The sequence below is a fragment of the Chryseobacterium lathyri genome, assembly GCF_003290185.1.
GTDB classification, from domain to species: domain Bacteria; phylum Bacteroidota; class Bacteroidia; order Flavobacteriales; family Weeksellaceae; genus Chryseobacterium; species Chryseobacterium lathyri.
Genome location: NZ_QNFY01000004.1, coordinates 14,262 through 33,492, shown reverse-complemented (window position 1 = coordinate 33,492; position 19,231 = coordinate 14,262). Strand labels below are relative to the sequence as shown.

At 36.3% G+C, this 19,231-nt stretch carries 15 protein-coding genes; 6 read left to right on the top strand and 9 right to left on the bottom strand.

All coding sequences use genetic code 11. The annotated features are described in order from the left end of the window. The first annotated feature begins 63 nt into the window (after positions 1–63). The 5 genes from DRF61_RS06155 (at position 64) to deoC (ending at position 4,546) form a co-directional block, all read left to right on the top strand. Positions 64–1,326, top strand: a complete 1,263-nt coding sequence (locus DRF61_RS06155; protein WP_111955143.1) for an NAD(P)/FAD-dependent oxidoreductase — start codon at positions 64–66, stop codon at positions 1,324–1,326. Continuing rightward, positions 1,323–1,994, top strand: coding sequence for a tRNA (guanosine(37)-N1)-methyltransferase TrmD (trmD, locus tag DRF61_RS06150; RefSeq protein ID WP_111955141.1), 672 nt, complete (start codon positions 1,323–1,325; stop codon positions 1,992–1,994). Before DRF61_RS06155 ends, trmD begins: the two co-directional genes overlap by 4 nt. A gap of 376 nt (positions 1,995–2,370) precedes the next feature. Further along, positions 2,371–3,312, top strand: a complete 942-nt coding sequence (locus tag DRF61_RS06145) for an endonuclease/exonuclease/phosphatase family protein (protein WP_111955139.1) — start codon at positions 2,371–2,373, stop codon at positions 3,310–3,312. A gap of 14 nt (positions 3,313–3,326) precedes the next feature. Continuing rightward, positions 3,327–3,797 (top strand): Lrp/AsnC ligand binding domain-containing protein, encoded by a 471-nt coding sequence (locus tag DRF61_RS06140; RefSeq protein ID WP_111955137.1) that lies wholly within the window; start codon positions 3,327–3,329, stop codon positions 3,795–3,797. Positions 3,798–3,799: 2 nt separating this feature from the next. Next, the gene (deoC, locus tag DRF61_RS06135) at positions 3,800–4,546 is read left to right on the top strand and encodes a deoxyribose-phosphate aldolase (RefSeq protein ID WP_111955135.1); all 747 of its coding nucleotides are present in this window, start codon (positions 3,800–3,802) and stop codon (positions 4,544–4,546) included. A gap of 36 nt (positions 4,547–4,582) precedes the next feature. Here the strand turns inward: deoC and dusB are convergent, their stop codons facing one another. Then, positions 4,583–5,578 (bottom strand): tRNA dihydrouridine synthase DusB, encoded by a 996-nt coding sequence (gene dusB, locus DRF61_RS06130; RefSeq protein WP_111955133.1) that lies wholly within the window; start codon positions 5,576–5,578, stop codon positions 4,583–4,585. A gap of 264 nt (positions 5,579–5,842) precedes the next feature. Beyond that, a complete protein-coding gene (locus tag DRF61_RS06125) occupies positions 5,843–9,034 on the bottom strand; it encodes a hypothetical protein (protein ID WP_111955131.1) in 3,192 nt (1,063 codons plus the stop codon). A 417-nt stretch (positions 9,035–9,451) separates the two neighbouring features. On the opposite strand from DRF61_RS06125, the gene DRF61_RS06120 reads away from it, so the two are divergent. Beyond that, the gene (locus tag DRF61_RS06120) at positions 9,452–10,219 is read left to right on the top strand and encodes a T9SS type A sorting domain-containing protein (protein ID WP_111955129.1); all 768 of its coding nucleotides are present in this window, start codon (positions 9,452–9,454) and stop codon (positions 10,217–10,219) included. A 285-nt stretch (positions 10,220–10,504) separates the two neighbouring features. On the opposite strand, the gene DRF61_RS06115 is transcribed toward DRF61_RS06120, so the two are convergent. The 7 genes from DRF61_RS06115 to DRF61_RS06085 all read right to left on the bottom strand — a co-directional run bounded on the left by DRF61_RS06115 (position 10,505) and on the right by DRF61_RS06085 (position 19,226). After that, on the bottom strand, positions 10,505–13,324 hold the full coding sequence (locus tag DRF61_RS06115) for an aminopeptidase (protein WP_228452675.1): 2,820 nt from the start codon (positions 13,322–13,324) through the stop codon (positions 10,505–10,507). Between the two features lie 54 nt (positions 13,325–13,378). Continuing rightward, a complete protein-coding gene (gene pyrF / locus DRF61_RS06110; protein WP_111955125.1) occupies positions 13,379–14,758 on the bottom strand; it encodes an orotidine-5'-phosphate decarboxylase in 1,380 nt (459 codons plus the stop codon). 123 nt (positions 14,759–14,881) lie between these two features. Next, a complete protein-coding gene (locus DRF61_RS06105; protein WP_111955123.1) occupies positions 14,882–15,223 on the bottom strand; it encodes a YkvA family protein in 342 nt (113 codons plus the stop codon). Positions 15,224–15,307: 84 nt separating this feature from the next. Continuing rightward, positions 15,308–15,847 carry a TlpA family protein disulfide reductase gene (locus tag DRF61_RS06100; RefSeq protein WP_111955121.1) on the bottom strand — a complete coding sequence of 180 codons (540 nt, stop codon included), beginning with the start codon at positions 15,845–15,847 and terminating at the stop codon, positions 15,308–15,310. A 47-nt stretch (positions 15,848–15,894) separates the two neighbouring features. Continuing rightward, a complete protein-coding gene (locus tag DRF61_RS06095; RefSeq protein WP_111955119.1) occupies positions 15,895–16,458 on the bottom strand; it encodes a thioredoxin family protein in 564 nt (187 codons plus the stop codon). A 15-nt stretch (positions 16,459–16,473) separates the two neighbouring features. Beyond that, positions 16,474–17,544 (bottom strand): chorismate synthase, encoded by a 1,071-nt coding sequence (aroC, locus tag DRF61_RS06090; RefSeq protein ID WP_111955117.1) that lies wholly within the window; start codon positions 17,542–17,544, stop codon positions 16,474–16,476. 50 nt (positions 17,545–17,594) lie between these two features. Next, positions 17,595–19,226, bottom strand: a complete 1,632-nt coding sequence (locus DRF61_RS06085) for an LIC_10190 family membrane protein (protein ID WP_111955115.1) — start codon at positions 19,224–19,226, stop codon at positions 17,595–17,597. Between the last annotated feature and the right edge of the window lie 5 nt (positions 19,227–19,231).

Sequence of the window (19,231 nt, the reverse complement as noted above, 5' to 3'; positions counted from 1 at the left end):
AGTTTTGCAAAACTAACTTTTTTCACTACTAAATGCTAAATAAAATCAGTAAATTTGTGTATTATGGAAACACGCGAAAAGATCATCATCATAGGAGGGGGCTTTGCGGGGCTGCAGCTTGCTAAAACATTGAATAACAGAAATAAAAAAGTAATTGTTCTGGACCGGGTGAATCATCATATGTTTCAGCCGCTTTTTTATCAGGTTGCATGCGGGAGGATAGAACCATCCAATATTTCTTTCCCTTTCCGGAAGATTTTTCAGCAATCCAGGAATACACAGTTTCGCCTTACCGAAGTTAAAGAAATTGATCCTGCCAACAATAAGGTGATCACGGATGAAGCAGAGTTTACCTATGATAAACTGGTCATCGCTACAGGATGCAAAACCAATTTCTTTGGAAACAAAGACATGGAATCGAGGGCTTTCGGGATGAAAAATACCCAGGAAGCAATAAGCATCAGGAATCATGTACTGATGACCTTTGAAAAACTTATTCTTGAAAAAAGCAGAAGCGATGACGGCAATTGGAATATTGTTATTGTCGGAAGCGGACCTACCGGTGTAGAGCTGGCGGGAGCTTTTGCCGAGATGAAAAAAGAAATTCTTCCCAGAGATTATCCATACATGAATTTTGATCAGCTTAAGATCATTTTGGTAAGCTCCACGGAAAAACCGCTTGCCGTAATGAGCAGTGAAGCACAGGAAAAATCTGAAAAATACCTTAAGGATCTTGGTGTTACATTTCTAAGCGGAGAAGTTGTTACGGATTACGACGGTAATAAGGTATACACAAAGAGCGGAAAAGATATTCCGTCCAATAATGTAATCTGGGCAGCAGGTGTTACAGGAAATGTGGTGGGCGGATTTCCGGAAGAAAAATTAGTAAAAAACAGATATATAGTAGATCGGTTTAATAAAATAAAAGGTTACGACAATATTTACGCAGTTGGGGATATTGCCTATATGGAAACACCAAAATATCCGAAGGGGCATCCTCAGGTTGCAAATGTGGCCATTAATCAAGCAAAAAATTTAGGTAAAAATTTCTTGAAGAAGAATACCAATGACTGGGTAGAGTATGAATATAAAGATCAGGGCTCTCTGGCAACCATTGGAAAACACAGGGCTGTGGTAGATCTTCCGTTTATGAAGTTCCAGGGGTTTCTGGCCTGGTATTTCTGGATGTTCCTTCACCTCATGCTGATCCTGAGCGTAAGAAATAAGCTTGCGGTCTTTTTCAACTGGATGTGGAGCTATTTCAACAAAGATTCTTCTTTAAGATTAATTATTTCACCTAATAAGAAAAATGATACATTACAATGAGAATTGATATAATAAGCGTGCTTCCCGAATTAATGGAAAGTCCGTTTCAGACTTCTATTTTAAGAAGGGCAATGGATAAAGGTTTAGTAGAAGTTCATTTCCATCACCTGAGGGACTGGGCCATCAATAAGCACAGACAGATTGACGATGAACCCTATGGAGGCGGAGCAGGAATGGTAATGATGATAGAACCGCTGGATAAATGTATTTCTGATCTTAAATCCCAGAGAGAATATGACGAAGTAATTTATCTTACGCCGGATGGTATCACCTTAAACCAGAAAATTGCCAATACCCTTTCCATAAAAAATAATCTGATCTTCCTTTGCGGTCACTATAAAGGTATCGATCAGAGAGTTCGTGACCTTCACATTACCAAAGAAATTTCAATTGGCGACTATGTACTTACAGGGGGTGAGCTGGCAGCATGTGTTCTTGCGGACTCTATTATAAGATTGGTTCCCGGAGTATTGAATGATGAGCAGAGTGCTCTTACAGACAGTTTTCAGGATGATCTTCTGTCGCCGCCTATTTATACAAGACCTGAAGTTTATAAAGGACTGGAGGTGCCAAAGGTATTACTAAGCGGAAACTTTGCTCAGATAGAAGAATGGCGTCATGAAGAAGCTGTAAGGATCACACAGGAAAAACGTCCTGATTTGCTCTAAAAAAAATAACACAAAACTGTAAAAAAAACAATTTTTTTTCACGTTTCTGAAATTTTGATGATAAAATAGAATAAGAATTGATGTAAAGTGGAAATGAGTGAAAATTATCCATCATATCTTATAAAGACTAAAAATTTTTTCGTGTTAATCGGATAACTATATATTATTTTAGTTTTATTTTTTGTGTTGATAAATTTAAATGCTTAATAATTTGACTTTATAAAAGCATTTTTATTGATATTTTTTGTTAAATATTTTATATTGCTTACATAATATTAAGATGAAAATATTATAAATAAATTAATGAAATTTGAAAAAAAATAATAAATTTACAACGAAAAAGAAATTGATAATTTTAAGATAGCAAATTTTGCAGATGGAGATGTTCTCTTTTTATAATGTTGAAAATTTATTTTTACCTGACCCGAAGCCTCTTCACCGGTTAGATCCTACAAAATCAGGCTTGAAAGGTTGGGATGAAAGAAGATATAGGAATAAGCTTTTTAAAATTTCACACGTTTTTCAATTAATGAAGGAGGAAAATGGTGATCTCCCATTTTTAATTGGACTTTCTGAAGTTTCCGGAAGGAAAGTTTTAGAAGATCTGGTGGAAATGGAGCCTTTTAATTCAGAATATGGAATTGTACATTACAATTCTATGGATGAGAGAAAGGTAGATGTTGCCATGTTATATCATAAAGCCAAAGTAGAGATCATAGACTCAGAAACTATTACCTTCTTCTTTGAAATTATAAACAGAAAAAACACAGAGAATTACGACACAACCAGAGATGTACTTTTTTCTAAAATTAGATATAAAGAAACTGTTATTAATGTTTTTATCGCCCACCTTCCCTCTAAGCGAGAAAAAGATATTAATAAGCCCAAAAGAGACTTTATTCTTAATGAGATCCATAACCGGATTCTGAAAATTGTAGATAGCGAAAAAGAACATGTAATATTGTGTGGTGATTTTAACGAAAACCCTGATGATGAAAATTTAGTAAAAATTCTCTACGACAATAAGCACGAGAAGGTCCTGGTAAACCCTTTTCAAGAATTGTTTAATACAAGAAATTATTCTACTTTTCATTATAAGTCTGGACTGTTGTATGATCAGATCATCATGTCAAAATCCCTTTTTGAAAATGATGTTTTGAATTTTCAGAGTGCCCATATTTTTAATTCTGAAAAAATAAGCAGCCAGGTGAAAAATTTTGAAGGACGTCCCTTCCGAACCTATGCCGGTACCCGGTATTTGGGCGGATACAGCGACCACTTTCCGGTTTTTGTAAAGTTTGAAGAAACAAAAACATAAATAATAAGTAGAAAATGAAAAATTCAAGTAACACAAGTTATCATTTAGACTCGATTGACAAAGAAATCATTTACATGCTGATGGATAATGCTAAAACGTCCTTAGCCCACATTTCAAAAAATGTTGGAATTTCCACAACAGCAGTACATCAGAGAATTAAAAAACTCGAGCATGCGGGAGTTATTGAAAACTCCATTTCATTCCTTAATCCTAAAAAAATCGGATATAAAGTAATTTCGTATATCGGAATGTTTCTGGACCAGCCCAGCCACTATCCGGAGGTTGTAAAATCTCTGCAAGAAGTGAATGAGGTAGTGGAAGCCCATTATACAACGGGAAATTACACCATATTCTTAAAGGTTCTTTGTAAAGACAATGACCATCTTATGCAGATCCTGAACAAACTTCAGAAGCTGAAAGGAGTGACAAGAACAGAAACTTTCATATCTTTGGAACAAGGTATTTACAGACAACTGAAAGTATAAAGATTATGAAGATTGCCCAATATTTGGATTCAACCTATTTGAAAACACCCGAACAGTCAGGAATTTCAAACGAAGAAACATTACAGATAGATAAAAAGCTTGCGCAGGAGGCCATAGACCATGGTATTTTTGCCGTAATGATCCGTCCGGATTATGTAACCGATATCAAAAAGTATATTCAGGAAAGACATTCAAATGTTGCAGTGGGCACCGTAATAGGTTTTCATGAAGGAACTTATACTGTGGACGAGAAACTTGCTGAAGCATCAAAAGCAATTGAAGACGGAGCAGATGAACTCGATTTTGTTGTTAATTATAATGCTTATCTCAAAGGAGATCTTGCCCTGGTAAAAGACGAGTTTGTAAAATGTACAAAACTTGCTCTGCAGAATCAGAAGATCGCAAAATGGATCATTGAAATTGCGGCATTAACGGATGCACAGATTGCGGATATTACTAAAAATATTTCAGATTGGTCGGTAGAAAACTTCTCCGAAAATGATCTGCCGAACATTTTTGTAAAATCTTCTACAGGTTTTTACCAAACAGAAGACGGAAAACCGAACGGAGCAACGTTTGAAGGCATAAAAATCATGCTGGATAACGCAGGAAAGCTTCCTGTAAAAGCAGCCGGAGGAGTAAGAACCCCCGAAGATGCCGAGAAAATGATCAGCATGGGAGTGAAAAGAATAGGAACCTCTTCAGCTTTGAATTTAATAAAAAACGAATCTTCATCAGGAGGATATTAAGACAAAAAAAACCATCAATCTGATGGTTTTTTTATTTTATACCTGTGCCGGGTATTCTTCGTAGAACTGCTGCGTCTCTTTAATCAAAGCATCCATTTCTTCCAAAGTAAATACCTCAAGGAATTTTTTCCTGAATTCCTTGAAATGAGGAACCCCACGGAAATAATTGCTGTAATGCTGTCTCATTTCAATAAGACCCAATTTTTCACCTTTCCATTCCGCACTCCATTCTGCGTGCTGGCGGACAGCAAGTAAGCGGTCTGCAATAACAGGCTCCGGAAGGTGCTCTCCTGTTTTGAAAAAATGTTTAATCTCATTAAAAATCCAAGGATACCCAATTGCTGCACGACCGATCATAATCCCGTCGCATGCATATTTTTGTTTGTATTCCAGGGCTTTTTCCGGAGAATCAATATCTCCGTTTCCGAAAATAGGAATCTCAATATTTGGATTTTGTTTTATTCTGGAAATATGTTCCCAGTCCGCTTCGCCCTTATACATCTGTGCACGCGTTCTGGCATGTATCGTTAAAGCTTTGATACCGGTTTCCTGTAAACGTTCTGCCACTTCATCTATATTAATACTGGTGCTGTCCCATCCCAGACGGGTTTTAACCGTTACCGGCAGATGAGTAGAACTTACAACAGCTTTGGTAAGGCGTACCATAAGGTCAATATCCTTAAGAACTCCCGCTCCTGCTCCTTTACAAACTACTTTCTTTACAGGGCATCCGAAATTAATATCCACGAGATCCGGGTTTACCGTCTCTACAATCCTTGCAGACATCGCCATCGCCTCTTCGTCTCCACCAAAGATCTGAATACCAACCGGTCTTTCATAATCGAAAATATCCAGCTTCTTACGGCTCTTCATTGCATCACGAATCAAGCCTTCAGAAGAAATGAATTCTGAATACATCAGATCTGCCCCGTGCATCTTGCACAGGCGTCTGAACGGAGGATCACTTACATCTTCCATCGGAGCCAGCAAAAGCGGAAATTCCGGCAGTTCTATATTGCCTATTTTTACCATTCGGCAAATTTACGAAATTATAAACATTTGAAAATATGATAATATCTATGACTGTAAATGGTGGATATCTATTTGAAAAAAATTGATGTGGATAGTGAGTTTTTGCTTCACAAGTGAATGGCAAGGTTTAAATGACAGATATTAAATTTCAGACATAAGATAGGAGACGAGAGGCTTTAATAACTAAATAGATGATAACAAAAACCTTGCAATCAGTAGCCCATCCCCATCCACAAGCTCTCATACCCTCAAACTCCCTCACAATTAAAAGCTCGCTTTTACCTGCATACTTCCGATGTGAATGGTCCTGTCTCCGGAATTCCTTCCCTCATAATTTAAATTAAGCTGAAGGAAAGAGTTGATCGCCTGCTGAATAAAAACACTCCATACCTGGTTTTTGCCGGGTTTAAGACCGTCCAGCATCTGGTTTCCTACAATACTGAAATTGTTTCCGGTAAAATCATTATTGATGAAAGAGAAATTTCCCCTGATCGAAGTTTTTCTGCGTTCCCACTGAATGGTTCCTGTTACATCAAAAGCTTTCAGGAGTTCCTCACCATCTATTCTTTTTTTCTGACGGTAAGCAGAAGAAAGTTCCGCCTGGATTGCATCTGTAAATTTATAGGTGGCCTTCGGTTTGGTTTCAATATTATTCAAACGGTAATCCCTTGTGGCGAATAGCTGGGATGAATTTTTAAGATCGTGAATCGAATTTTCCCAATCAACTCTGAATTCCTTGTTAAACCAATATCCAATATTGATAAAATGAGAAACCTGCTCACGTTCTTCATTACTGAAATTGGCATTGATGAGGTTATCATTGGTAATAAAACGGTAGTTTCCGTTCCATCCGGATTTTTCAGTTGGATTAAACTGGACAGAGGCCAGAATATTCTGGTTTTTTAAGATCTGATCGCTGTTTTTTTCAAAAGGATTCAGTACCAGAACCTTGTCCTTTTTGTAAAAAGAGTTTTGTGAATTCAACGAAACATTAAAATTCCATCGTTTTAAAAATGCATTTTCAGAATTGAAAACTATCGACGGATTAACGAATAATGCCAGCTGAATTTTATTTTTATTGGAAGGAATATAGCGTACAGAATTGGTGTAAATCCTGATATATTGTGCTAAGTCAGAATATTCAGCAATTTCGAATTCATCGAGCTGCTGGATGCCGTCTCCGTTATAATCGGTCCATTTATAGACACCCTGTCCGTCTGTTACTTTAAGATACTGGAATTCCCTTTGTGCTTCCTGTCCGTTTCCAAGTTCATAAAATGCCTGCAGGCGCATCCCGTTTCTGAATAATTGCTGATTATATAGAATATTTCCGACTACGAAATCATTATTTCGGGTCATGTCAGCTTCATCATTCTGGTAAAAGAATTTTCTATAATGTATCAAAGCATTTAAAGTAGTTCTTTCGGTTTTGATCAGCTGGCTTTCTGCCATAATTCCCAGGATATTATTCATACTTTCCAGCCTGTTGTTTCGTACAGAGTCGTTATCTCTCATATACACTTTTGCAAGAAGCTTTGTGCGTGTACTGTCACCGATCTTTTTCTGAACAAAGATCTCTTTCCAGCTGAAACTGGTAACATCCATGAGCTGCGTATCATTATACTTCTTCTCATTATGTTCCATGCTTCCTCCGATAGCCCAGCTTCCTTTTTTACCGGTAAATTCTGTAGAAACTCCACCCCGGATGAATTTCGTGTCCTGAAGTGTAGCATTCGTATTAAGGTATGACAAGTTTCCTTTTGTAAAGAACTTTCCTGTGATCCAGCTAAGATCAAGATCATTTTTTATCCCTTTGTAGGTATCCTGTTCATCCAGGTAGTTTACGCGGTAATTCAGAGTAGATTTATTGTTCCATTTATTTAAAAAGCTGAATATAAACCTGTTTTGAGTTCTCTGGCTGAATTCCTGTACCAGGTTAAAATCTCTCGAGAATTCTACATCATTGATACGGTCTAGAATATGAAATTGCTTGTCTATATATTGATATTCAAAACTCGGAGTTCCTTTCCAGTTATTTTTTGTAAAACTTTTATTTCCGAAAATACGCCATGCATATCCAATGTTTTGAGCGGCATCTTTTGAAGAAAATAAATTCAGATCATAATTGCTCAGTGAAAAATCAGCCCCAATTTTACCCTCTTTTAAAAGATATTCGGAATTTACCGAATACACCTGCGATTTCTGAGGGGAAGGAAGTTTTCTTACCGCTTTATAATCTCCCATATTATTCCCGACATACTCAAAAACGCGGCCGTTATTAGTTGTCTGTGTAATTTTGTAATCCCCCTGATTAATACCAAAATAAGTAAAAGAAACCTGATAAAGTGTTTCATTCTGATCTGTCGAAAACTCGTAGAAATTTCCGGCTGGATTTAAGCGATACAGAATTTTATTAACATCATATGGAGTAACTACTCCTGATGGTGCATACATCAGATTGAGGTCATTACCGGCATCGGCAAGGATCTGTTCATCTTCTTTGGAAAGATTTAAAGAAAGGGGAGCATTTTTGTTGTCATTTTCCATGAACCAGTTCATTCCTACTTTAAACTTCTCTCTCTGATGTTCTACTTTTCCGGTAAATAAATATCGGGAGTAATTCCTGTTCGTATAATTATATGAAATTGTAATAAAATTCTGCTGAAAAATAGGACGGAAGCTGGTAAAGGTTACCTCTCCGGTATTATAATTAATGACATAATCCTGGTTTTCACCACGCTTCATTAAAATACCATCAATAAACACCTGCTCGGAGCCGGAAATAAGGGTGATAAACTGCTCACCATTCTTCCCGGTTAAACGGTAGGGTCCCTGGTTGCCTTCCACTCCCTGAAAACGGACCCTGTGAAATTCACTTCGTGCAACCCCCATGGAAACATCTACAAAGGTTTTGTTATCCTTTCCGAATTCAGTCTGAAACTCAAGCCCCATGCTTCGTCTCTGGAATTTTGCAAAATAATTTTTCGATTCTACAAGATCAAGATGCCCAGCTCTGAGGATCGATTTATCCTTAATATTCAGCTGCATATAAATCTTGTCAAACTCTTCCAGGGTTTGTGTATAGCCATCAGCCTGAATCGGAAGGTTATGATCCGAAATACTTGCTAAAATAGTCACATCCTTAGAAAGCCTTCCGGAAATCTGAAGATCCATGGAACTCTGTACAGATTGTCCCTGGTTGTTACCGAATGTAATTCCACGAATGATGGAGCCTTTAGAGTTCAGCTCTCCTAAAAATCTTTTTTTGTCGTTTTTGACAAGTACTGCCTCATCTACGATTATTTTGTTGTTGGTTTTTACAAAATCCAGAGTGTCTTTTGCGAAAATATCCTGTTCAAAACGGGCTGCAAGGATGCTGTCTTTTTTAATACTGTCTTCAGGAATATTTGGATTTTTCCACGAAAATATTTGCGCATGGGCCGAAAATATGCCCATGAAAAACAAACCGATCAGAAGAAAAAGATTGCGCAAGTGTTTTAAAATAATTCGTAAAAATAACTAAAAAATGTTAACGGAACGGGATTTAGCATTATTAACAGAAATTTAATCTAATTATTGTAAATCCCTGAAAATTACTGGTGATTTTATCATGTAGATTATTGATACTCAAATTTCGCAATCATTAATTTTTTATACGTTTGTTAAATCTTTATTAATTACCGAAAATGCAACTTAAAGTACAATAAGTCTTTGGCAAGAGATTTATTTCACAATAGGAAATAGTAATGGTAGTAAGGTTTCCCGAAAGATTGTTAAAAAATTGACTTTAATTAATTGTTAATTATGTCTTGCCACTTTTATATAGTGATGGTTTTTTTGTACTTTTAACTCATAAATTTAAAACTTTTTATAATGAAAAAAATCTTTACTATTTTGGGAATCACTTCATGTGTTTTCGGATTTTCTCAGAATTTAGTTCAAAACCCGAGTTTTGAAAGTGGGGTTAGCAGCTGGACAGCTGGTACAGGAACTTCTTATACATTACCTACTGTTGAAACGGATACTCCATACCAAGGACTAAATTATGCTAAATATGTAGCAACAGCAACAAATGGTTTTTATCAAAACATTCCTATCAGTGCCAATACCCAATATGTCGTTAGTTTTTGGTATAAGTCGTCTGGTAGTGGGAATGGAGCCAGAATTTGGTCTTGCTTTTTAGACGCTTCTGCAGCACCTGTCTATTTGACAAGTGATGCATCAACAGATCCATTGAGAAATAATAATGGTTATTTAGCTAAAGTAAGTGTTTGGACTCAAAAAACAGTAACTTTTACTTCTCCGGCATCTGCAGCACAGTTCCAATTGCAAGTACGTGCTTATAATAATTCTACTGCTAGTTTTGATGAGTTTTCTTTAATCCAAAACGGATCTTTATCTACAATTGATTTCTCAGCATCAAAATATAGCTTAGTTAAAAATACCTTTGTTAAATCAGAGATTAATTTTGCGAAAAATTGTAAAGATGTAAAAATCTTTAATATGTTCGGACAAGTTGTAAAATCTCTTTCTGTAAAAGAAAATGAAACTGTGAATGTTGATGAACTGGCAAAAGGAAGCTACATCGTTACAGGAACTGTAAATAACGAACCTGTATCACAGAAAATTTTAAAAGACTAATTTTAGTTTCTTTATTAATATGAGCTCCGGCCATTTCGCAGAAATGGCCGGAGCTTTTTTATAATCATATCCAATCTGGAATTTTCTTTAATATTTAAAGATGGATATCGTATATTTTTTTGAATATTTTAATTTTTGTGGTATTGTATTTGATGTGTACTAAATAGAAAAAAGAAGAATTCATTTAAAAATACTTTGTATTCAATGAAGTTTAATTTAAAGCAAAAGTTAGTTTTCAATATAACATGTTAAAAGAAGCAGCTGTTTTACGGTTGCTTTTTTATTTTAATACCATCCCCTTCTCGCAGCATTGATAACCGCACCGAGATTAAGTACTAAAGTATATCTGATGCGTTTTGCGTAATCCTTGAAAGAAGGTTCAAAGCCTAAGGAGGACTGGATCGGGAAATATATTTCAAGGAAATCAGGAATAAGCTTTACTTTAATACCACTGTCCCAGATAAACTCTGCAGGGCGGTTTTTATTTTTATAGATCCCTGCGTCTGCATACACATGAAATATCTTCCAAACACTGGAATCTACGTTAAAAGAAGTAATCCACTGATTGACAGATCCCGGGATGAAGGATTTAAAACCTCCGTCAGCCAGGATAAACTGCTGTGACAGAAGACCACTGTTAGCACTTTCCCCCAACAGATTGTAAGAGAAAGAATAATTGGATACCCTTGAGATTCCATAGTTGAACGTATTATTCCGGGTCTCGTTTCTTATAAAATAACCGGCAAATAATCTAACGCTTAACTTTTGCTTTGGAGCAAATTCCCATCTGTAAAAGCCTTCAGCAGTTATTTTATTGAAATCTTCCATACCCTGAGTGCTTAAGCTTAAGCTTTTTTCATGGATCATCTGGCTGTCGCTATACCCATAGCCTGCGCTCCAGAGATTATATTTGTCATAATCTTTGTTAGCGATCATTTTAGGACTGAGATCCCTTTCTAAATAATTGTAAGAAAACCCTAAGCTTCTGCTTACCGTACTTCTTGGATTTTTCCTGAAGTTGAAATTGGAAAATATGGAACCTTTCCTGTAAGCCAGTCCGTAATCATAATGGAAATAAGAACCTGATACTCCAAAAGTAATACTTCTGAAAACACCTTCAGCCGGAAGGAAAGAGTAGGAGATAGCACCTGATCCGGTTAGTTTTCCGGTTCCGGTACTGTAAGTAGGTGTAAATGAGTACAAGAACTTCTGGTCGAAAAAAGATTGGTTTTTTAAGTTAACACCCAAAAGGAATTTATCATATGTATTATTAAAACGTACCCTTGGACTGATGTATACTTCGTTGTATTCAGGATTTGGAATATCCTTGATAAGTTTAAATTTTATTTTTTTTGCATTTGAAAAAAAACCTTTTGCATATAAAAAATTATCCCGGTATTTAGATTCGGGGAAAATATAATCCGAGTTTAGAGTCACTTTGTGGATATCTTCCGAAGCAGGAAGAGCAAAATTGGTGATTCTTTCGTTTTCCTTTGTTTCTACCCAATAAGATTTTACCTCGCCTTCGCTGGTCTGCGTTTCAAGCCGTACAGGAATAGGAGAATCTATATTTTTACCAATTTTGATATTCAAAGAATCATCCTGCTTTCTGACATTTTTCAGTCTGAAGTTAGCCCTGTTTTTTTGTTTTAAAAAATTGGTGAGATATCCTGATGTTTTGTCTTTTTCAGCGAGTTCTTTAAGAAATTCCTCCGGTTCAATTTTCTTGTCTGTATTTTTGGAAATATAATCTTTAAGAATGTTATTGAACTGATCATACCCCATTTTCTCGGCGGTATAATTAAAAAGGCTTCCCGTTTCAAAACTGCTGACCGCCATGTCATTAAAGTTGCTCAAAACCGTAAAGTTCTCGCTGATCTTCTGGTCCAGGTTCTGGGACATGATGTATTGATAGGCCAGTCCGTAACGGTCAATCAATTTTACTTTGGATGCATGGAATAATTTTAATGGCTTTACCCCAAAAATACGGGTTTCCGGAAGCGTGCCCAATAGCTTGGTTTCCTTATAGAACTTTTGGAGATACTGGATTTCCAGGTAAGATTTCAAACCGTTTTTAAACCAGTGATCTTTCTGTTTATCCGCAATAATGCTTTCGTCAAGTATTTTTTTTGCAATGATTCCAAAATAATCAAGATCTGTTTTTTCGGAGTCAGTGAACAGCTGAAATCTGAATTTCCAGAAAGAGATATCATTACTCCCGAAAAAATCTTCCGAAGATTTAAATTTTTCCGAAATAAAGAGGTTTTTTGGAAGGAATCCTATTTTTTCTTTGATGAACTTCAAATGCAGAGGCAGGTAAAATTCAAGATTTTGTTTTTCTTCCGGTTTTAGATTATAACCGAACTTGATCTCGGTATCGGCTCCATCCACATTTACTTTTATAGAAGGTAGCCCGTTCTGCGAGATTACAAATTCAGGATCAGAATCAAGGTAACCTTTAAATGCATTCATCTGGATCTGTAGCAGATTACTTTCTATAAAACTGTTAGGAGGAAGGTCAAAATTGACGGTCCAGAAAGTATTGAAGCTTACCGATTCCTCAATATCATGATAGTTTCTTTTGGAAATATTGTCCGGATCAAAATGATCCGGAACAATAAAGAAATATTTTAATGCAGTGATTTTATCTGAAGTACCATAACCCGTAAATTTCTTATCGGGAAGGTGCATTTTATACTGAAGCTGTAATTTGACACTTTCGCCAGGCTTTAAAGCCTCTTTCAGGGGAAGAAAAAGATTCTCATCCGATGTGGAATTCACTGAAACAGGCTGTGCAGAATTTTTAATTTGCAAATCCAGAAGTGTACCCAGCTGATTATTTTTTGCAAAATGAAGATCACTATTCCTGTCTTCCAGCTTTCTGTATACCAGTGATGTTCCTTTTTTGTTATAAGCAGCAACCCAATTGAGAAGCTTTACCGATTGCAGGTCTTTGTCGGAATGATTGTAATACACAATTTCCTGGTTAACCTCCAGCGTCTTTCTGTCGGTAGATAATTTAGCTTCAATGTATATACTGTCTTTTTGCCCGGAAACCTGTACAATTCCCCAAAACAAAACAAGGCAAGTCGTAATCTTTTTCAAAATCCTGTGATAAAGCCCAAATATAAACTTATTTTGAATATATCCAGCAGGATTTTAGCCCTGAAAAACGTTTTTTTGCAAAGAATTAACATACGCATTCCAGCCCTCATTTTTATAAGTAATGGCAGCGGTTTCAGGATCTTCAGCCTTATAAATTCCTCTTCCTACGATGATGAAGTCGGAGTGAAGCATTTTGAAAACATGTTCAGGAGTATTGTACTGTTGTCCTTTTCCGTCCCCTGAATCTGCAAGATTAACACCCGGAGTAAAAAGTAACAGCTCTTCAGGAATCTGATTTTGTGATACTCCTCCGATCACATTTGGATGTGACAGTGCCACTTTCAGAGCCTCTTCACGATAGCTTGCCGTAGTGAGAGCTCCCTTGGAAGACATTCCTACGATTGCGACAACGCCTACATTTTTGAAGCAGTCCAGAGATTCAAATCCTCCGATCACCTGTGAAGTAACGAAATCTGCCCAGTCTGTAATTTTAAATACGCCGCTGGTGAATTGGAGTTCCTGCGTATTACCGATATCTGCAAACTTTCTGTCCTCCATTAATAAAAACTGGTGTTTTTCAGCTAATGCTTTTAAAGGAACAATTGTTTTTTCGTATTCAAAATCTGAAATGATATCGATATGTGTTTTTAATGCAATAACATGAGGGCCTACTTTTTCAGCAAGATCAAGCAGCTCCTGGGTTGTGGTAACATCTGCAGAGGCAATAAGATTTGATTTTTTTGCCAAAGCGGTTTCCAACAGTTTTTTAGAAACCGAATGTTGTGCATGCTCTAACTTCTGTTCGTAAGAACTTCTCGTCTTTTCTTCAAACTGAATATGGTTTCCCTGAAGGAAATCCTGGATTCTTTTTACTTCTTCATCAGAAAGTTCTCCATTTTCCTGAAGAATAGAACAAACTTCTGAAATATTGAAAAGGGTATGAACTCTGTATCCTTTACTTTCCAACAACTGTTTTCCACCCTGCTCTCTGTCAAGAACCACAACGATGTCAGCTACTTTAAGATCTTCCTGCTCTACCTCTGCAATAGTCTCTACAAGAGATTTTCCGGAAGTGATCACATCTTCCACCAAAAGACAGTTCTGCCCTTTCTGGTAGATTCCTTCGATCAGTTTTTTCGTTCCGTAGCTTTTGGCCTCTTTTCTTTTAATAATTAATGGAATATAGCTTTCCAAAGACATCGCAGTAGCCATCGGAAGGGCTGCATAAGGTACTCCGCAGATTAAATCAAAATTATCTAGTGGAAGCATTTCCAACAAATAATTAGCCAGATTCTTTAGGATTTTAGGATCTGAAGCCAAAGGTCTCAGGTCCACATAGAACGGACTTTCGATACCGCTTTTTAAGGTAAACCTTCCGAATTTGATGATGCCCAGCTTGTAGCACTCTAAGAAAAATTCTTTTTTACTTTCCATTATTTTTTATTAGATATTGCAAATTTAATGATTTGAAACAAGGCTTAAAAATTTATCAACCATTTGTCAATAAAAAACCATCCTGAAATGTTTCAGGATGGTTTAAAAATATTTCTGTAATTATTATTTTACAATTTCTGCATCGATAATTTTAGTGCCGTTCAGCCTTTGTTCTGCTTCCCACAGTAAAAATTTATCCACTTCTTTGATAAGCTTTGGGATTGTCAGTGACAATACTGCCAGGTCATCCATAACCCCTAAAACAGGAACGGCAAATTCAGGAAGTATGTCAATAGGAGAAATTACGTATAAAAGTCCCAGAAGAGGAAGGATGATATCGATAGATCTCATCGGGTATTCTCCTTTTCTCCATAACTTGACCATTCTGAAGATGTCAGGAATTTTTTTAACGAAGCCTTTATGGCTGATCGCTTCTTTTGCAAGATTCAATTTTGAATATTTCATTTTGTGTTTAGTTTTAATAAATTTTTCAACGTAGTAAATTTCGCAAATTCTATACCAATAAATTATAAAATTTAGTTAAAATAATTACTTGATGATATTGTCAATGAACTGATGTACAGTTTCTGTGTTCCAATCTCTGGAGGCATCTTCTTTAATGATGATTCTTCCGTGCTTATCAATAAGAAAAGTAGTAGGGAATACTTTGGGAAGAATTTTTTCAGAAATAGGGCTTTGTGCAATATAGACAGGAACGGAATAATTATTTTCTTTTAAAAACTTTTTTACATCCTCTTCCTTGTCGTTCATGGCAATAAGAATAAAGTCTACATTTCCCTTTCTGGAATTATATAATTTTTGAATGCTGGGCCATTCTTTTCTGCATGGCGGGCACCATGTTCCCCAGAAATTAAGGAAAACAGGTTTGTTCCTAAATGTTTTAAGATTGGTACTCGGTACATTGATTCCTTTCAGTTCAATGTCATAATCTTCTTCGCTTACATGTACGGCATTTTCGATGGTCGCGATCGGGAAGAACTGATCTCTCAGGTATTCTTTTACTCCCGGGACAAAAGCGACGACACCGATAATGATGATAAGGACAAGATATATGATATTCTTTTTCATGCGTTAATATTTACTGTTAATTTTCGCCTTATGGAATTCAATTGATATTATAGTAATTCTAAAATCTCCTGAACGGCATCCTTGCCTCTGTTTTTAGCATAATACAGCTGCAGGTCGTTATAAAAGCTATCTTTTGGGTAAGCTTCCGGATCTGCTTTATGTTTCATTAATAATTCGTATCCGTATTTCGGACGCGGTCCCCACGAATTCTTTACATTGAAATCTTTATCCAGAATGAGCACTTTAGGGATAGATTCTGTACCGTTGGTCAGGTATTGGTTGATCAGACTTTTGTCACTGTCTCTAAGGAAGATTCTCACATCGTTATGCCCTTCGAAAAAAGTAACAAGAGCAGGAACCGTAGCGCTGGCATCGCCGCACCATGCTTCTGAAATGATCAGTATTTTTCCGTCAAAATTCTTAGAAGCCAATTCTTTTACCTGTTCTTCATCCGGAACATACTTTTTCAGCGTTCTGTCCATTCTCTGAAGCCCGAGTTCATAGTATTGTTTATATTCTATTTCCTGTTGGTTGGAAGGATTTTCTAATCTTTCTCTTCCGATGCGGATATATTCTTCAAAAGAAATTCCCTGATCCCAGTAATTTTTCATTACCCAATATTTATATTAAAAATTATTGATGTTTCTTGTTTTATTGATCAAAAACAGGTCGGCCAGTACAAATGCCGCTAAGCTTTCCACAACAGGAACGGCTCTTGGCACTACACATGGGTCATGACGTCCTTTTCCTTCTACAATGACAGGGTTTCCGTATTTGTCGACACTATCCTGAGGTCTTAAAATAGTAGCGACTGGTTTAAACGCAGCACGGAAATAAATATCCATTCCGTTGGAAATTCCTCCCTGGATTCCTCCTGAAAGATTAGATTTTGTGGTGAAATCTGTATTGAAAGCATCATTATGCTCTTTTCCTGTCATTTTAGCACCGCAGAAGCCGCTTCCGTATTCGAATCCTTTGCAGGCATTGATATTCAGCATAGCTTTGCCCAACTCGGCCTGAAGCTTGGAAAATATAGGCTCTCCAATTCCTACAGGAACGTTTTTGATTACGCAAGTCACTGTTCCGCCGATGGTATTGCCTTCTTTCTTGATCTCTTTAATTCTTTCGATCATTCTTTCTGCAGTTTCAGCATCCGGACAGCGCACATCATTACTTTCCGTTTTTGAAAAGTCTAAAGCCTGATATGGTTTTTCACAGAAAATATCGCCTACGGAAGAAACATAAGCATTGATCTCGATACCGGATAAAAGCTGTTTAGCCAATGCTCCTGCAACAACCCAATTGATCGTTTCTCTTGCTGAAGATTTTCCGCCGCCGCGATAGTCTCTGATACCAAATTTCTGGTCATACGTAAAATCTGCATGACTCGGGCGGTATGAATCTGCGATATGATCATAGTCCTTAGACTTCTGATTTTCATTTTCTATAATAAAACCGATTGGGGTACCTGTCGTTTTTCCTTCAAAGATCCCTGAAAGAAACTTTACCGTATCACTTTCTTTTCTTTGAGTAACAATCGCAGACTGGCCCGGCTTTCTACGATCCAATTCATATTGAATTTTATCGAAATCTACCGTTAAACCTGCAGGAAAATTATTAATGATACCGCCGTAAGCCACACCGTGACTTTCTCCAAATGTTGTAAGACTGAGAAGATTACCTAATGTATTGAACATGTTACAAAATTACCTATTTTTCTTCAGATAATAAAGTTTCTGGATTTGTTCTATTTATTAGTGTTTTTGATAATATGGATAATGTTCTGTACTTCCTTTTTTTCGTCCGGTGTAAGTTTTTTCCAGATGAATCCTTTTTTGATATTTTTTTCATCAATATATTGAGGGAAGATTCCTGCTTTTGCATCATCAAAAATATAACTTGCTGAAATTGCAGGAAGGGAGGTGTCAAAATTAAAAGGGTAATCCTTTGATACATTGAATTTTAAATTTCCCGTTTTGAAAGTTTCAAACTTATTATAATGATAAGTTGAAGGCTCATACAGTTGTTCTTTTTTCAATCCGGCCATAAAATTTCCCGGCCTGAAACTCGGAATATACTGACGGATGAAATTGGGGAAACTTAAAGTCCCGATCACCAATACACTTGAGGCGAAGAAAAAAGCAAGTGATTTTTTTTTACTGAAATGAATAAACAGGATAAAAGCGATCACGAAAAATACATCAAGAAAAAAACGGTATTGTGCAGAAAAAGCTAATACCAGTATACTTTTTATCAATAAGGAAATGCAGACAAGGCTAATGATTTTTTTCTTTTTAATGAAGGCAAAAACAGAGAAAACGGCTAGGCTTAAAATGAAGATCAGGTTGATTTTTGATTTAATTCCTTCCAAGGTAAACCAGTTTCTGACTGCATCATAAAAAGAGAATTTTTGAATTTCTTCGTAGCTGTACTGCATATCGTATGTCTTCTGAAGAGCATATTGTGATGAAATTTTTAAGACTTCCGGATTGGGTTTCCAGGTGAATCCAAAATCACCTATGGCAACAGGAAATACAGGATATCCGAAGGTCCATATATTTTTGATAAAGAACAAAATAAGAATCCCGGTTCCTAAGATCCAGTTTTTATAATTGGGTTTAAAAATGAATACAGAACAAAGGAATACCAGTAATGGGAGCCATATCATGGTAGGTTTTATCGAAAAAACAAAAACAGCATAAGCAAAAAGAAGACTGATATTTTTGTTTCCTGTCATGATTTCGTTTAAAATAATCAATGATAAAGTAATAACAGGAAGATCAGGGCTTGGTGACTGTGAGAAGAGTAAGAGTATAGGGATAAAACACAGCTGGACCCAAATCTTCTTCTCAAAAATATAAAAAGTATAAGTGATCAGAAGAATGGCATTAATTCTTAGAAAAGGATCTGAAAATCCGGAGAACCCTGCCTGAAAAATATGCCATACGGACATTTGCCCTAATGTAAAATCCAGATTGGAAATACCTTTTACGAGACCATATTCCGTAAGCCATTTGATGGTTGGAACATAATACCCGAAATGATCCAATATATAAGGATAAAAAGAACTGCTGTATAAAATGATCAGTGAAATACCGCCGATTAAAAAGATGTCTTTCTTGGAAAAATGATGAAATTCTAAGTGCAATTTCTTTTTGAAAAAGAAGAAAATTCCAGCAAGTATAAAAGGAATTTCTACATATATATTAATAGGAATAAAAAATGCAAGAACAGTCCATATAAGGCTGAGTCCTAATATTCCGGTTGAAATGCTACCTGAAATACCTCCGGTTAGAGAGCCAAAGAAGTTTTCCATGACTTTCCCCCAGCCTGCGAGTACTGAAAGAATGAGAACCGAAGAAAATAAAAGTAGCATCATAAAAA

Excerpts from the sequence above, each read along its gene's own strand:
- DRF61_RS06095 (WP_111955119.1), bottom strand. The coding sequence starts at position 16,458 with ATGAAAAATTACTGGGATCAGGGAATTTCTTTTGAAGAATATATCCGC.
- DRF61_RS06155 (WP_111955143.1), top strand. The coding sequence starts at position 64 with ATGGAAACACGCGAAAAGATCATCATCATAGGAGGGGGCTTTGCGGGG.
- pyrF (WP_111955125.1), bottom strand. The coding sequence starts at position 14,758 with ATGGAAAGTAAAAAAGAATTTTTCTTAGAGTGCTACAAGCTGGGCATC.
- DRF61_RS06120 (WP_111955129.1), top strand. The coding sequence starts at position 9,452 with ATGAAAAAAATCTTTACTATTTTGGGAATCACTTCATGTGTTTTCGGA.
- DRF61_RS06125 (WP_111955131.1), bottom strand. The coding sequence starts at position 9,034 with ATGGGCATATTTTCGGCCCATGCGCAAATATTTTCGTGGAAAAATCCA.
- DRF61_RS06105 (WP_111955123.1), bottom strand. The coding sequence starts at position 15,223 with ATGAAATATTCAAAATTGAATCTTGCAAAAGAAGCGATCAGCCATAAA.
- DRF61_RS06085 (WP_111955115.1), bottom strand. The coding sequence starts at position 19,226 with ATGATGCTACTTTTATTTTCTTCGGTTCTCATTCTTTCAGTACTCGCA.
- DRF61_RS06145 (WP_111955139.1), top strand. The coding sequence starts at position 2,371 with ATGGAGATGTTCTCTTTTTATAATGTTGAAAATTTATTTTTACCTGAC.
- DRF61_RS06100 (WP_111955121.1), bottom strand. The coding sequence starts at position 15,847 with ATGAAAAAGAATATCATATATCTTGTCCTTATCATCATTATCGGTGTC.
- DRF61_RS06140 (WP_111955137.1), top strand. The coding sequence starts at position 3,327 with ATGAAAAATTCAAGTAACACAAGTTATCATTTAGACTCGATTGACAAA.
- dusB (WP_111955133.1), bottom strand. The coding sequence starts at position 5,578 with ATGGTAAAAATAGGCAATATAGAACTGCCGGAATTTCCGCTTTTGCTG.
- aroC (WP_111955117.1), bottom strand. The coding sequence starts at position 17,544 with ATGTTCAATACATTAGGTAATCTTCTCAGTCTTACAACATTTGGAGAA.
- trmD (WP_111955141.1), top strand. The coding sequence starts at position 1,323 with ATGAGAATTGATATAATAAGCGTGCTTCCCGAATTAATGGAAAGTCCG.